At 63.3% G+C, this 15085-nt stretch carries 15 protein-coding genes; 3 read left to right on the top strand and 12 right to left on the bottom strand.

Going from position 1 to position 15085, the window contains the following annotated elements; genetic code table 11:
- The 7 genes from kdpB to P4L93_02465 all read right to left on the bottom strand — a co-directional run.
- Window positions 1–1669, bottom strand: a 1669-nt coding sequence (gene kdpB / locus P4L93_02495) for a potassium-transporting ATPase subunit KdpB (GenBank protein ID MDR3685816.1), incomplete at its 3' end; no start/stop codon positions are given.
- Window positions 1670–1790: 121 nt separating this feature from the next.
- Entirely contained in the window at window positions 1791–3518 is a 1728-nt protein-coding gene (gene kdpA, locus P4L93_02490; protein ID MDR3685815.1) for a potassium-transporting ATPase subunit KdpA, read from the bottom strand.
- A gap of 21 nt (window positions 3519–3539) precedes the next feature.
- Window positions 3540–3629, bottom strand: a complete 90-nt coding sequence (locus P4L93_02485) for a potassium-transporting ATPase subunit F (protein MDR3685814.1) — start codon at window positions 3627–3629, stop codon at window positions 3540–3542.
- A gap of 261 nt (window positions 3630–3890) precedes the next feature.
- A complete protein-coding gene (locus P4L93_02480; GenBank protein MDR3685813.1) occupies window positions 3891–4589 on the bottom strand; it encodes a response regulator transcription factor in 699 nt (232 codons plus the stop codon).
- 1 nt (window position 4590) lies between these two features.
- The gene (locus P4L93_02475; protein MDR3685812.1) at window positions 4591–6153 is read right to left on the bottom strand and encodes an ATP-binding protein; all 1563 of its coding nucleotides are present in this window, start codon (window positions 6151–6153) and stop codon (window positions 4591–4593) included.
- A gap of 740 nt (window positions 6154–6893) precedes the next feature.
- The gene (locus P4L93_02470) at window positions 6894–7157 is read right to left on the bottom strand and encodes a hypothetical protein (GenBank protein ID MDR3685811.1); all 264 of its coding nucleotides are present in this window, start codon (window positions 7155–7157) and stop codon (window positions 6894–6896) included.
- 30 nt (window positions 7158–7187) lie between these two features.
- Complete coding sequence (locus P4L93_02465; protein MDR3685810.1) at window positions 7188–7625, bottom strand: hypothetical protein; 438 nt, start codon at window positions 7623–7625, stop codon at window positions 7188–7190.
- 275 nt (window positions 7626–7900) lie between these two features.
- Here P4L93_02465 and P4L93_02460 point away from each other — a divergent pair, with 275 nt between their 5' ends.
- A complete protein-coding gene (locus P4L93_02460; GenBank protein MDR3685809.1) occupies window positions 7901–8587 on the top strand; it encodes a hypothetical protein in 687 nt (228 codons plus the stop codon).
- Window positions 8588–8645: 58 nt separating this feature from the next.
- Entirely contained in the window at window positions 8646–8984 is a 339-nt protein-coding gene (locus tag P4L93_02455) for a hypothetical protein (GenBank protein MDR3685808.1), read from the top strand.
- Window positions 8985–9099: 115 nt separating this feature from the next.
- Here P4L93_02455 and P4L93_02450 read toward each other — a convergent pair whose 3' ends face one another.
- The 4 genes from P4L93_02450 to P4L93_02435 all read right to left on the bottom strand — a co-directional run bounded on the left by P4L93_02450 (window position 9100) and on the right by P4L93_02435 (window position 12378).
- On the bottom strand, window positions 9100–9570 hold the full coding sequence (locus tag P4L93_02450; GenBank protein MDR3685807.1) for an isoprenylcysteine carboxylmethyltransferase family protein: 471 nt from the start codon (window positions 9568–9570) through the stop codon (window positions 9100–9102).
- 9 nt (window positions 9571–9579) lie between these two features.
- Window positions 9580–9816, bottom strand: a complete 237-nt coding sequence (locus P4L93_02445; GenBank protein ID MDR3685806.1) for an AbrB/MazE/SpoVT family DNA-binding domain-containing protein — start codon at window positions 9814–9816, stop codon at window positions 9580–9582.
- Between the two features lie 137 nt (window positions 9817–9953).
- Window positions 9954–10472, bottom strand: a complete 519-nt coding sequence (locus tag P4L93_02440) for a flavodoxin domain-containing protein (protein ID MDR3685805.1) — start codon at window positions 10470–10472, stop codon at window positions 9954–9956.
- A gap of 91 nt (window positions 10473–10563) precedes the next feature.
- On the bottom strand, window positions 10564–12378 hold the full coding sequence (locus tag P4L93_02435; GenBank protein ID MDR3685804.1) for an aminotransferase class V-fold PLP-dependent enzyme: 1815 nt from the start codon (window positions 12376–12378) through the stop codon (window positions 10564–10566).
- A gap of 678 nt (window positions 12379–13056) precedes the next feature.
- On the opposite strand from P4L93_02435, the gene arr reads away from it, so the two are divergent.
- Window positions 13057–13527 (top strand): NAD(+)--rifampin ADP-ribosyltransferase, encoded by a 471-nt coding sequence (gene arr, locus P4L93_02430; protein MDR3685803.1) that lies wholly within the window; start codon window positions 13057–13059, stop codon window positions 13525–13527.
- Between the two features lie 122 nt (window positions 13528–13649).
- Here the strand turns inward: arr and P4L93_02425 are convergent, their stop codons facing one another.
- Window positions 13650–14843, bottom strand: coding sequence for a PQQ-binding-like beta-propeller repeat protein (locus tag P4L93_02425; protein ID MDR3685802.1), 1194 nt, complete (start codon window positions 14841–14843; stop codon window positions 13650–13652).
- Window positions 14844–15085 lie beyond the last annotated feature (242 nt).

The raw sequence follows: 15085 nt of genomic DNA, 5'->3' as shown, positions 1-15085 counted from the left end.
CGGCGCGCGTGATCAAGAGCTGCTTGCCGATCTCAACGACCTCGATGAGCTTGGTGGGGTTGGAGTCCAGATCGACCATGTTGCCGGCCTCTTTGGCCGCGGTGGTGCCTGTGTTCATGGCCACCCCCACATCGGCCTGCGCGAGCGCCGGGGCGTCGTTCGTGCCGTCGCCTGCCATGGCAACGAGCTTGCCGCTCGCCTGCTCCTGACGGATGAGATGCAGCTTGGCCTCCGGCGTCGCTTCGGCCAGGAAGTCGTCTACGCCGGCTTCTCTGGCGATGACCGAGGCGGTCACTGGATTGTCGCCCGTGATCATGACGGTCCGGATACCCATCGCGCGCAGCTGATCGAAGCGCTCGCGAATGCCGCCTTTCACGATGTCTTTCAGGTGGATTACGCCGAGTGCCTGGCTATCACGCGAGACCACCAAGGGCGTTCCGCCCTGCTCGGAGACGCTTCGAACTAGCGCGTCGAGTTCGGCTGAAGCCTTGCCGCCAAGAGACTCGACCCAGCTGACGACCGCGTCGCCAGCGCCTTTTCGGATCCGTTCTGCCCCGATGTCGACACCGCTCATGCGCGTCTGTGCCGTGAACGGGATGAAGGTCGTCGTCGCCTCGTCGAGATGCCGCTCGCGAATATCGTACTGCTTGGCGAGGACCACGATCGACCGGCCTTCTGGCGTCTCGTCTGAGAACGAGGCGAGCTGCGCCGCGTCGGCGAGATCCTTCTCCTCGACACCCGGCACCGGCAGGAATGCGACGGCCTGACGGTTGCCAAGCGTGATCGTCCCCGTCTTGTCGAGCAGCAACGTATTGACGTCGCCGGCCGCCTCGACGGCGCGACCCGACATGGCAAGCACGTTGTGGCGCACGAGGCGGTCCATGCCCGCGATGCCGATCGCGGAGAGCAGTCCGCCGATGGTAGTCGGCATGAGGCAGACGAGCAGTCCGATCAGCACTGCGATCTGCACGGCGCTTCCGGAGTAGATGGCGAACGGCTCGAGCGTCATGCACACGACCACGAAGATCATCGTCAGCCCGATGAGCAGGATGGCCAGCGCGATCTCGTTCGGGGTCTTCTGGCGGCTGGCGCCCTCCACGAGCTCGATCATGCGATCGAGGAATGTCTCACCGGGGTTGGAAGTGATCTGCACCCGAATCTGGTCGGAGAGCACGCGCGTACCGCCGGTGACGGCCGAGCGGTCTCCGCCGCTTTCGCGGATGACAGGTGCGGACTCGCCCGTGATGGCCGACTCGTCGATCGAGGCGATCCCCTCGATCACGTCGCCATCGCCCGGGATGACTTCACCTGCCACGACGACGACGACGTCGCCACGCCTGAGCTCTGAGGCGGCCACCGTCTCGGTGCTTCCGTCTGCCGTCTGGCGGTTCGCCGTCGTGTCGGTGGTCATGTGGCGAAGCGTGTCGGCCTGCGCTTTGCCGCGGCTTTCCGCCATCGCCTCGGCGAAGTTCGCGAAGAGGACTGTGAACCACAGCCAGAACGCGATGCCGCCGATGAAGGCGAGATTGCCCGTTCCCCTGACGAGGACCTGGAACACGTAGTACGTGGAGACGACGCTGCCGATCTCGACCACGAACATGACGGGGTTCAGGTACAGCGTACGTGGGTCGAGCTTGCGGAGTGACTCGACACATGCCTGCACGATCATGTCGCGTTGGGAGACGGACGGGCTCTTCTTCGAGTGCTCGGGCTGAATCGGCCCGGGTGCCAGTTCGGGATCGGGGTCACCGATCATCTGCGTGATATCGGTCATGTGGTGTTCAACCCTCCTAGAATAGCTGTCCGGCATGCATGAGGAAGTGCTCGACGATCGATCCCACGGCAAGCACTGGGAAGTACGTCAGCCCGGCGATGATGACGATGACGCCAATGAGCAGCCCCACGAACAGTGGACCGGTGGTGGGGAATGTTCCGGCAGACTCCGGGACCTGCTTCTTGACCACGAGTGACCCGGCGATTGCGAGCACGGGGACGAGGAGGAAGTAGCGCCCGATGAGCATGGTCACGGCGCCGATGCTGTTGTAGAACAGCGTGTTGCCGGTCAGGCCGCCGAATGCCGAGCCGTTGCTGCCAATCGCAGAGACGAAGTAGTAGAGGATCTCGCTCAGGCCGTGCGGACCCGAGTTGAGCACTCCCGCGAGGCCTGACGGCAGGGCGATGGAGATCGCCGCCATACCGAGCGTGGTCGCGTTCATCGCGAGGATCGCGAGCATCGAGAGCTTCATCTCTTTGGCGCCGATCTTCTTACCGAGGTATTCGGGCGTTCTGCCGACCATGAGTCCGGCAATGAACACGGCCAGGATCACGAAGATCAGGATCGTGAACAGGCCTGCCCCCACCCCTCCGAAGATGACCTCGCCCAGCATGATGTTGAGCATCGCCATCCCGCCGGCCAGCGGCGTGAAGCTGTCGATCATCGAGTTGACGGCACCGGCGGACGTGACCGTCGTTGAGGTGTTGAAGAGGACCGAGCCCATCGTGCCGAAGCGGATCTCCTTGCCCTCCTGGTTGCCCCCGTCTTGAGTGGTCGTGGCCGTCGTGAACGCACCGGCCTTGGCGAGATTGGGGTTGCCCGCGCGCTCCGAGCTGTAGGAGACCCCGACAGAGGCGAGGAACAGCAGCAGCATCGCGATGAAGAGGACCCAGCCCTGTCGCTGGTCGCCCACCATCCGTCCGAACATGTACGTTCCGGCGGCGGGCACGAGCAGCACCAGGAAGAGCTCCACGAAGTTCGTCAGCGGGTTCGGGTTCTCGAAGGGATGTGCGGAGTTCGCATTGAAGAACCCGCCGCCGTTGGTGCCGAGCTCCTTGATTGCTTCCTGGGAAGCGACGGGGCCGAGCGGGATGAGCTGCGATGCACCCTCGATCGTGTGCACCGTGGTGCTCGCAGATAGCGTCTGCACAACACCCTGCGAAGCGAAGAAGACCCCGCCGATGATCGATATCGGCAACAGGATGTAAAGCCAGCTGCGCGTGACGTCGACCCAGAAGTTGCCGAGTTCCTTGGTCTCCTTGCGCACTAGAGCACGGACGAACGCCACGGCAACGGCGAGCCCAACAGCCGCGGACAGGAAGTTCTGGATGGTCAGACCGGCCATCTGAGACAGGTTCGTGACGGCGGCCTCGCCGGCATAGTTCTGCCAGTTTGTGTTGGTGAGGAAGCTGACTGCGGTGTTGAAAGCCAAGTCAGGCGACATCCCGGCGATTCCCCGGGGGTTCAGCGGCAGGTATCCCTGAAGCCGGAGTTGTGCGTAGAGGATCAGGAAGCCCATCAGACTGAACGCGAGCATGGCCAGCGCATAGCTGGTCCACGCCATCTCGCCAGTCTCGTCCACCCTTGTCAGTCGGTAGATGAGGTGTTCCACGGGCTTGATGACCGGATCTGCAAAGGTGCGCTCGCCCTGGAACACGTGCGCCATGTAGACACCCAGCGGCTTCGTGAGAAGCGCAAGGAGGCCCACGAGCACGACGACCTGGACGATATCAATCCATGACATCGGTGTTCTCTCCTCTTGGCTCTAGAACTTCTCGGGATAGATGAGGGCGAACGTCAGGTAGACCAGAACTCCAGCGCCCAAAACGCCCGTGACGATGTACTCGATAGTCATCGCGGAAGACCTCCCTAGATGTGCTCGAAGAAGCGGACGAGCACGGCGCAGATTGCGAAGAAGGCGAGACAACCTCCGACGAAGATGAGGTCGAGCATGCGAATACTCCCTCCTGGCTGGGGAACCACAGTTGTCGCTCGGGGAAACGAGCGCCTGTGTTGGCGACAGGAGGGATGCTAGGCCGGGGCGCATGAAGGGAGCACGAATCACGCGGCCCTTCGCGTGAATTCTGCGTGAATCTTTGGACGGGCCCGCGGCCTTCTAGCGCGTGGAAAGGCGGAAGCCGACACCCGGCTCGGTGATGATGTGCTTCGGCAACGCGGGATCGACTTCGATCTTCTTGCGAAGGTGGCTGATGTGAGCACGCAGGGTCTGCGTGTCGCCCACGTACCAAGGTCCCCAGACCGTCTGCAAGAGCATCCGGGACGTAACGATCGTGTCCATGTGTTCCGCGAGGAAGTGCAGGATGTCGAACTCGGTCCGCGTCAGCACGACCTCCTGCCCTCGCACGGCAACCGTGCGGGTCGATACATCGATGCGGATATCGCCGGCCTCAATCACCGGCGACGCCGGCTCGCCGTGTCCGGCTCTGCGCAGGAGAGCGCGAACGCGCGCGAGCAACTCGCCTGCGGAGAACGGCTTGGTGAGATAGTCGTCGGCGCCGAGATCGAGTGCCGCGATCTTGTCGGCGTCATCGCCGCGCACTGACAGCACGAGGATCGGCGCCTTCAGCCAGTTGCGCAGCTCGCGGCAGACATCGAGGCCGTCCATGTCGGGAAGGGAGAGATCGAGGATCACAAGATCCGGCGAGCAATCGATGGCGGCGTCGAGCCCGGTGCCTCCATCGACCGCGAGCGTCACATCGAACTTGCGAACTGTGAGCACGGACTTCAGTGCCCGTCTGATCTCTTCCTCATCGTCGATGACGAGCACGCGAACGGGGCGCTCGGGAGTACCCATGTCACGACTCCTGTTCACTTGGGAGCGAGATCACGAACATCGCCCCTAGGGGCGCTGAATCTTCGATGCGGACGCTGCCGCCGTGGGCTGCAACGATCTCTCGGGTTATGGCCAGCCCGAGACCGGTTCCCGAAGCTGCGCGCCCCGTGGCCGAGCCCCGGAAGAAGGGCTCGAACACCCGCTCGCGCTCGAAGGGCGGGATCCCGGGTCCAAGATCCTCGACACTTATCGTCACGGCCTGGTCTCCGGTCTCGACTACGACGAGCACCACGTCGTCGCTGTACTTGAGCGCGTTCTCAACGACGTTGCGCACGGCGCGCTCCATCTGTCTGAAGTCGGCGTTCACGATCACCGCGGCAGCCGGAAGCGTGACACGGACTCGCGGCTCGGACGCGGCGGGGAGGTGCGAGAGCATCGTCGACAGGATCTCGCCGAGTTCCTGGCGCTCGAGCTGCGGGCGCCACGCGTCATTCTCCAGGCGCGAGAGGTCTAGCAGGTCGCCGATCGTCACATCGAGACGATCGAGATTGGCCTCCACCGCGAGCAGCTCCTCTTTTTGGAGCTGGTCATCGCATGGAACGTCGTCTTCGAGCAGCCCCGTCAACCGCGCCTTGGCCGCCGCGAGCGGAGTCTTGATGTCGTGTGAGATTGCCGCGATGAAGCCCGACTTCAACTTGTCGGCCTCCTTGAGGCTTGCCAGCGCCACGGCTTTGTCCTGAAGTTGATGACGTTCGAGGAAGGTGGCCGTCAGGTTGGCCACCGAAACGAACAAGCGCATTTGGTCGATAGTCGGCGGGCGGGTCGCAGGCGTCTCGAACAAGAGCACTCCTTGCGCGCGGCCCAGAGAGGATTGCAGCGGCAGGTATATGCCGCACCGAGGGCCAGGCATCCCCTTCGGCCACTCCACCGATACGGGCCAGGGTTCGGATGCGCGTGCAGCGCTTGTGGACGGGGGAAGCCCCACGGCCTTGCTGTTGGCCGAGACCCAAGACGCGACGTCTACCTCAGACTTGGACGCCACGCCTGCGACAGGACGCAGACCTGGGCGCGCCTCGGGATCCGAGATCATCAACAGGACTCTGTCGACAGAGTCTTCGACTGCGTTGGCAATCACTCGCGCCAACTCTTCTCGCGACGGCAACGACACCAAGTCCCGACTCAGCCGGTTGAGCACGAGCAAATCGTGCAGCCGACCGGATGCCTCGCGCGTGCGCTGGTGCAAACGGCCGACCTCAAGGCTCGAGACCAAACCGACCACGAGAAAGATCCCGAGCAGCAGCCAGTCGTGCCGGTCGTACACGTAGAACGTGTAGTAGGGCACGGTGAAGAAGAAGTTCAGGGCGAGGAACGCGATAACCGGAGTGAACCACCACCCGCGGCGACCGACGAGTCCAGCCGAGACGATGATCACCGGCACGTACAGGAGCGCAACGACATCCTTGCCGAATGGACCACGGAAGGCGAGCAGCACCGGAGTCGCAACCCCGACTGCGGCCGCCGAAATCACGTAGCCCCCACCGGGCGAGGCGGCGAATGCACGAAGGACTCCGCGCATGCTGCGCATCGCGCCGATCACTTCCTTCCGACCAAACGACCGACCGAGCCCAAGTGCCATCTCGGCTCAGCACTGAAGTCTCATGTTACGCGGGCCGTTGTGAATCGGCTGTGAATGTGAGGACCCCTCGCGTGAAGACTTCATAACGCCGAAGGCGAGGAGGAGGCGGAGCGTCTACCGTGTGGGCACTTGAGCTCGTCGGCGATCCTCGTCGAGCGCCAGCTCTAGGCGACGCGCTCGCGCATGATGACTTCTTCTGTGGAGATCGCGCCTCGTGGCTAGACGACGCACGCGCATTTCGCGTTTCCGCAGCTCAGAGGCTTGCGGTCTCGCCGTCCGACACGCGAGATGGCGCCGAATTCGCGTTGCTACATTCGGGCCTTTCACGGGTGTACGGCGTCACCGATGGCCAGTCCCGATTGTGCCTCTGACCTGCGGTTTTGTGGTGGGCGATGAGGGATTCGAACCCCCGACCTCTTCCGTGTAAAGGAACGCCGTGCTGACCGCCGGTGTTCGCTGGTGTCGGATTTCGGCAGGTCATGGGCCCGTGTCGTCATTGGCGAATCACTGCGAACCCCAGCGGATTCGGCCGCGTTGCTACACACGTTGCTACATGTCACAACTTTCCATTGGGCTGACAGTTCGCCTCTTCGCTCGGCCGCGACGCATCCGATTCCGTGGCGGAACCGCCGACAATCGAGACTCGTGAATCGAGAATCTCGCGTCCCTCGCCGTCGACGAACTGCGTCCTATCCGAAGTACGTCGCGTACCTCTTCTGACACAGAGCGCTGTAGTCACCGTGGCGTTCGAAGTTCTTGTAGTCGATCATGTCGACGTCATCACGGAACTGGACGAGGACCGGATTGGACTCGGTGAGCATCCTTGCGAGCTGCTCTTGTTCGGGGGTGATGCGGTCGAGCAGAGCGGCAAGGTGAACCGCCCACGTCTCCCCGACCTTCACCTGATACGCATCCGGTGCGAACAGCTGTTTCAACTCGATTGCTCGATGCATCTCCCCCGTCAGCGGGAACGGCGCCTCGTCTCAGGCCACGTACTCGTAGACGGCCGTGACGCCGTCTGTGTGCACATGGGTGATACGCACGGGAAGCAGCATGTGTCCCAAGAACCACCGAGGCACAGACAGCACCTTCTTGTAGGCGCCCGTCGTGCCGTCAGCGACGACATGGTTCCAGTGATACGACGAGGCGAAGTGGCGGATGACGTGGTCGGTGGTGATCGTGAACTCCTCAGACGCGGGCGGGGCCATCCACACCGCGAAGTCCGCGAGCCGGCGAAACACCGTGTTGGCGTTCGGTTTGAACTGTGCCAGCACCAGAGCGTAGTCGAGCGTCTCGTCGGAACCCGTGCTCGAGAGAAGCCCGAAGACCCCGCGTTCTTCATCGGCGGTCACGGGGCACTGGCAACTCAGAAGGGTCCGAAATGTCAGCTCAAGGGCTTTGCGTTCGATGAGCACTTGCATCTTGATGTCTCCTGCCTGTCGCACCCGCGTGGCGGTTTGACCCTACCCCGCGTTATGGCGAGACTGACGGGAGAAGGTCGAAGTTCACAAAGTTGTGACCGGTCGCCGCCCGCGAACGCTCTTGACCGCATTCCGTGGGCTCGCCCGTCTCGACGAGAATGACCGGAAAGATAGCCGGTGTGGGTCACGGTCGCGTCGGGCAGAGAAACCTCATGGGCCGATGAACTCGTGGTAGGCACCTTTCGAAGCGGCTCGGCACCTTGAAGGAGGACCTCGTGGACACGAAGATGCGGCCCAAGGATTTCAAACGATACCTAGCAGTCGTGTACTTCGGAACTGAGCGGCCGGGTTTCCGGCGTTATATCGACCGCGCTTACCGCGACTTCAACCGCACGCTGCACACTGCCGACTCGCCCGAGGCACGACAGGACAGGGTCGAGGCGGCTGCGGTTGAACTCTCGGCACGCCTTACCAAGGCCGCAGCTGACAAGAAGGCCGAGCGCGTGGGCGAGTCGGCCTTCGATGGCTGGCATGATGAGACGTGTGACGCGCTCATCAGCGTATTCGGCGGCGATGAGATGAGCTACGGCCACGCTCAGAAGTGGCTGAACATGTCATTGAAGTACCTCTTCAGCGCCCACGCTCTGAAGCTTGAGAACATCGGGCAGATCGGATCGTGGTACCCGTTCGCACACCTGCCCGTGGATAACGTCGTTCTAGAGGCGCTCGCTGGTGCCGGATTCGTCCACCAGCTGCCCGTGCCTTGGAGCAAGTTGACCAGGGATCAGTACTTGGACTTCGAGCGTGCCGTGAGAAAGACGTTCAAGGAATGCCCCATGGACGTCGAGTTCATGCTCTGGCGCGCGAGCGGCACTCCGACGCTTCGAGCCAAGTCGGACACCGGCAAGAGCGACGGGTCGAAAACGGACAAGAAGGGTCGCGCTCGTGGATCTGTTCGCTGATGGTCTTGAACTGAGGATCAGTTCGCTCACGTCACTCCATGGCCCTGGGCCCCGGAGGGTGGACATCGAGGTGACGGTCCCAGGCTTCTCAGGCGGCTACACAACATGCATCGAGAGCTCCGACTTCCGGCGGTTCGAACAGGAGCTCGAGCAGCTCGAACGCGGCGGAGAGGGTCGCACGGCGACGCTTGCCAATCCGGAGCGAGACTTGTGTGTCCAACTCAACCTCGGTGGCTCGGGCCATGGTCAGGGGCGTTACCGTTTCGACGTCAGCCCCCGTGGTCCGGTCTCGACGTCTGTGGTCGGCGCCTTCCTGTTCGAAAGCTCGCTGCTGCCCGCCCTGCAGCGAGGAGCCGCAGAGCTTTCGGGCCACCATTCGGCACACGTCAAGGCCTGACATCGCCCAGTGTGACGACGGGTCCGGAGCCACGCCTCCACGCACGCGGCCGCAATCGCGTGGGGGACTATTGAGTGTGCCACTACCCGACTCGAAATCGGGCGTCAGCCGAGGACTAGATCCAGCGCCGCACCCTGGCCCTGTAGCCGACATACGACCCACCGAAGGCCAACTCCAAGTTCCGTTCCTCGCCGGGCACGAACATGCGATCCATGATCACGACGAACCCCAGCGCCGCCAGTACGCCCACGGGCGCCCCGACCAATAGCGCACTGCCTGCGGCAATCAGGGCCATACCCAGGTACATGGGGTTGCGAGTGAGACGGAACACGCCTGAATCGACAAACGTCAAGGGGAGTGCGTCCGGACTGACGGGCGTCGCGCGCTTCTTAAACGCCGAGTCCGCCAGAAGGTTGAGTGCGATGCCGGCCGCCATCAGCACAGCACCGAGGCCGAGGGTGAGCCACGTGGAGTAGGCCAGTGGGCCGAGTACGAAGCGACTCCCGATCACGATCACGAGCACGATCAAGAAGTACGTTGGCGGCATCACGCGCCTGCGGGCCTGACCGGTGGTTGAGCAAGACATGGTGCTCCCCTATGCCAGGTCGTCGAGATCTTCCGGGGTTGTATCGCCGAACATCTTGCCGAGGAACTCCTTCATCAGGTCAGCCTTCACGATCGCGAGCCCTCCTCGCTTCTCGTCGCCGAGCACAAGCAGCGAGTCCCCGGGGTTGATGTCGAAGACGTCGCGCGCCTCACGCGGGATGACGATCTGCCCGCGCTCTCCGACCTTGGTCGTTCCGAAGAAGTAGCGACCCTCGCCGAATTCCACCCAAATCACACCAATCACACTAGTATGTTCTTTCGTACTCAGCATACTGCGCGACCCAATGGAGTGTCAATCACCGAGGAAGATTGATGGCGAAGAGGAGCGACACTGTCAGACGGCCGTCGATTAATTACGGGCGCTTACGCTTCGCTCCCCGACTTCAGGCCCAGCGCACCGATGAGACCCTGTGCCCACGACCGCACCGCGTCCCAATCGCGGGTGTCACTCGGAGCCATTCGGCGGAAGGCGGGGTTGTTGTCCGGGAAGCGCAGATGGGCCGGATCGAGTCGGCCGCCAAAGATCGCAACGCTCGAGAGTGCAAGCCAACGGTGCTTCGCGAGCCCCTTGTCGAGGTGCTGGCGGGCGGCCTCGAACTGTTCGGGGGTGTCTTCGATGGGGCCAAGCCCGAACACCGCAACCGGCACTCCACTCAGCGCCGATCGATTGCGCGAAATGAAGCGGTGCGCCTCGCCGCGCCACCGGAAGAAGTAAAGCGCAGTGCCCAGAACGACGGCCGAGTAGCCCTTGAGGTCCCTTACCTCGCCCGCAGGTCTCACGACCGCGTCTACGCCCCGCTCACCTAGCGCCTTGGCGATGGCCTCGGCGACCTCCTTGGTCGAGCCGTACTTCGTCGCGTACGCCACCAGCACCGAAGCCATCGCGCACCATCCCCTGTCTGTGTCCGTGCCCCTCTTCCTTGCATGCCGTGCGCACGAGCCCGCAGACACGCGAGCGCAGCCTCGCGCGCTGTCAGCTTGTTACGGTGTGCCTGCTGGATTGGGCGTAGACCCGCTGCGCTGCGGCCTCGGCGGAATCGTCCATCTGCTTTCGGACATCTTGTTGGGATGTGGCCGGCATCGCATCGGGCACAGAAGCGGAACTCCCGTCAGCGCTGATCCCACGCTGCGTGGCGATTCCTTCCAGAACTCGGATGAGTGTGTCGACATCCTCGCCGGTGTTCTCAATGCCTAGGCTCACTCGGACGACACCTGGCAGCTCGACTCGAGGGAGCAGGGCCACAATCACGCCCTGAAGCTGCCGCACCCATGGACGAACCGCGAGTAAGTGCTTGACGGTCAGATGCGCGCAGTGGCAACCGGAGCGCACGCCTATTCCGACACGCTCAGCAAGCTCTCTGGCCACCGTGTGGGAGATGACGCCCTTCAGGTTGAAGGGGATAACGCCGGTCTTGTCAGCGAGTCCGGGCGAGTCGGGGTCACTGATCCCAAAGACTGTGAGGCCGGGCACCTGCGCCATGCCGCGCAGCGCCTGCTCGGTGAGTAAGCGCTCCTCGTCTTGGATCACGTCAAAGCCTATCCGATGCAAGAGGAATAGGGCCTTGCCCAGCGCCGCGATTCCCACCGCGTTCTCCTCGCCTGAGGATCGGATCACCTCGAGATCGGCTGGGCTGAAACCGAGAAGTCCCTTCCTGGCCACCAGCGCGCCAGCTCCGAAGGGTGCGTAGGCCTTGTGCGCAGAAAAGGCGAAGAAGTCGATTCCCGAGCGCTCGATGTCGACCCTGCGATGAGCAACCAGCTGTGCCCCGTCCACCAACACCCGCGCACCGTACCGATGGGCGATTCGGACGATCTCATCCATGTCGTTGCACGTGCCCAGTACGTTGGAGGCCCCGCTAACCGCGACGAGCCTGACGCGTTGCCCTCCGTGCTGGCCACGCTCGTTGTACTCGGACAGGATCGTGTCCAGCTCGCTGGGGTCGATGAAGCCCTCGGCGTCGATTGAAAGTCGGATCGGCGAGGCGCCGGAGATCGTTCGCCAAGGCAGTTCGTTGGAGTTGTGCTCAAGGAGCGTGTTGATGACGACCGCTTCGACACCAGGCTCGGACTCGTTGCGCAGGCTTTCGGCCACGAGGTTGATGGCCTCTGTGGTGTTGGACACGAAGATCACGTCATAGGCCGAGAGGGGCGCGCCCAAGACATCGGCGACGACCGACCGAACCGCCGGGATGAGGGCTCGTTGCACGTTCTGCGGCTGGCGCCACGTCTGACACACCGCGCTCCACATCGGCTCGAACGTTGGAGTGCTGGCGCCGTTGTCCAGGTTTACGTAGGGCCGCGCGCCCTGCTCGGTCGGGACGCTGACGTCGCGACCGATCAGAGTGCGTCTGAGCTCACCCAGCAGCTCCCGGCCGGAGTAGCCATCTAAAACGTCATGCCGAACGATACAGTCCGCGGTCGTCGCGTCGGCGGCAGCCGCTCGAAAAGCGTCCTCCCCTTTAGACCGAACCAGCTGAAGCGCCTTTGCGAAAGCGATGACATTGACGATCGCGGGCGTTCCGGGCTCGAACCTCGCCGGCGCAGGAGCCCAGATGACCCAGCCTGCAGACACAAGGCGGGCAGTCCCTCCGCCGGTCTCGAGGGGGATGGCCTTGCGCAGCGCGGTTCGCTTGACCGCAAGCGCCCTCACACCGATCGGCAGGCCGATATCCTGGCTTGATACACACCGATGACTTCCGGGCGCAAGGTGCTTCTCCAGCGCATCGGCCGCTCGCAGCGTACAGAAGATGACTACGTACCCGTCCTTGCTAAGCCCCAGATACTCCAAGACGATGTCCCGGGCTTGTTCGAACAAGTGCGTGGAGACGAGCGAGTTGTGCCCGCTGCCTCGATGGACATTGGAGTAGGTCCCCAGCGCCGCACGTACTCCTCGCTCAAGTTCGTCAAACGAATCGGCTGAAGCGGCGTTGACGATTTCGGTGTTCTCCGTGGTTCCTCCCCTGACTACCGGCGCGCATCTTCGGGGTGTCGAGCCCCCGCAGCCCCGCTCGAGACGATGGCCTGTGTCGCGCCCGCAACCGAGGAGCAGTTGGGAGTCTCGACCGCCGAGACGGGCCCCAGCTCACTTGCCCTGCCGACACGAACGTCCTCAGTTCCGATGAACACGACTCTCAGCGAGGACCTGCGAGCCCTCTTCGGCCTGCAACCATCGCTTCGCCCACGAGTCGTCGGTGCGTGAAGGCCTTCATTATCCGCCCCCGAAGGATCAGTAAGCGCGGTTTGAACGAAGAATTAACTAAAGGGTGCACACCGAATCACCGCTCAAGTAGACGCCCCGAACTCAGCGCAGGATCGCTGCTATCAAGCGGGGTTCTCGCGCCGCGGTTCGGCGTGGGCCCCGACACGATCATGACGCTCGGTACTCTTGTCAGAGAGATGCCACCTACGATTGCCGGGGGTGGTATAGCCAAAGAAGAACTCGTTGCGACCAAGGAGCGACCTGCCGATGGAGATCGGACCCGACCTGGACTGGACGCCCTGTACGTACGAGAGCTGCGAGCACGTCAGGGGACCCTTCTACCACGGCACCGCGGCGGCGCTTGAGGCTGGTACCCTGCTCAGCCCCGGCTTCGAGTCCAACTTCCAGAAGGGGAGGATATCCAACAACATCTACTTCACGGCACTGCCTGCCCCGGCAGCGGGCCTCGCGGCGGAGCTTGCCGTGGCGCTGACCGGGGTCGAGCCTCCGGGGCATGTCTACCTGGTTGAGCCTACGGGCTCCTTCGAGGACGACCCGAACGTCACGAACAAGCGCTTCCCTGGCAATCCGACCAAGTCGTATCGGAGTGTCCATCCGCTTCGAGTCATCGCTGAGGTCGACTGGGAGCCGACTGACCCTGAACTGGTCAAAAGGATGCTTGAGAGCGTGGAGAAGATGCGGCAGCAGGGCACCCTGCAGGGCCTCATCGAGGACTAGGCGCGCGCCGATCACTCTCCAACGTGTTGCGCATGAGCGGCGCTCCGGCGCTGACATCACGATAGCGCTCGCGGCGTCCGCTCGACGCGCTTGTTCGACGGACGGCCTGCTCACCCGAAGGGCTACTTCCGGGCGCCGCCCCAAGCGTTCACTGACCCAGGACCAGCGTCATTGCAAATGTAGATGGTGCCGCCCGGGCCCACCACGGGCATCGACCCCGTGCCTTCGCCGACGTCCGCTTGCCAAAGCTGGGAGCCGTCGGGCTTGAACACGTGAAGCGTGCCACCGTCCTGGATCATGACGCGACCGGCTCCATCGACCAAGGCGGCGTGCGAGCCATGCTTGACGACCCACCGCACGCGTCCTTCGGGCGAGACCGCGGTCAGTCGGTTGCCGGGATCAGGCGCGTAGACTGTGCCATCACTCCCAATGCCCAGAGCGCCTTGGACGCCGAGCTTCAAACGCCATCGATCGCGTCCGTCCGGGGTGATCGCCCGAAGGGCATCCGGCTCCTGGACGTAGACCGTCCCGTCGGGCCCGACGGCCAGCGGAGTGAGCGGCCAGGCTTCGCTCTTCACCCGCCACCGGACTGAACCATCGGGCCGAAGCGCCGCCAGCCCGGCAGAGTCCTCGAGTTCGTAGATCGTGCCGTCCTGACCGAGGGTCGGTTGTGCAAGTTGGTTCGAAGCGGCAAACGTCCACAGCACGCGCCCGTCGACCGGATCAAGAGCGAAGAGTCCCTGGCTGTCGATGGCGACGTAGATCGTGCCGTCGGCGCCGATCGTCGGGGAACTTACTCCAAGACCCTCCTCAGGCTTGAAGACCGGCTTACCGAACCTGACGTGCCAGAGCTTTCGACCTGAAGAATCTGTCATGGTCACTGCGGCCTGCTGGTCAATGAGGACGGCCTCTGCCGACGAGATGACTATGTTGCCGTTGGCCAACACGGTGGGTACCCATGCGCTCTCGACGGCCGTCTCCCATTTCACGCGACCCGTGCCACCGTCAATCGCAAGCGTTCGTGAGTCGAACCCGGACATGTAGAGGGTCCCATCGGGTGCGATCGCAGGCTCAGGCTCGTTCGCCTTCTGGGAACTCCATCGAAGCACCGGCGCGGTACTTGGCAAGACCAACCTCGTGCGCGAGGTGTGCTGTGCGTCGTGTTCGGCACAGGGCCATGGGCTCACGGCAAGCCGGTAGCCTGACCGTACGTCGGGCTTGATCGTGTTGACGCCAGCGCGTGAGGGCGGCGCACAACCCATCAGCGTGACCGTGATAAGCGCGACACCCGCGAGCGTCGCCGCTTTGAATCGCAAAGAGCCCCCCCGGTCCGTCGAACGTGTTGTGCATGAGCGGCGCTCCGGCGCTCTCATCAGGATAGCGCTCGCGGCGTCCGCTCGATGCGCTTGTTCGACGGCGCGGATTCAGATACTAAGTGCAACACCCCCACCTCCCGAGGGTGGGGCGATCTGGGACACTCACGACTCCTCCCAACCGCCAAGAAGCGAGGAGCGCATGTACACCCAGATCACCCCGGAAGAACGATATAGGATCGCCG

The sequence above is a fragment of the Coriobacteriia bacterium genome, assembly GCA_031292615.1.
Lineage (GTDB): Bacteria > Actinomycetota > Coriobacteriia > Anaerosomatales > JAAXUF01 > JARLGT01.
This window is presented reverse-complemented; position numbering and strand designations above follow the sequence as displayed.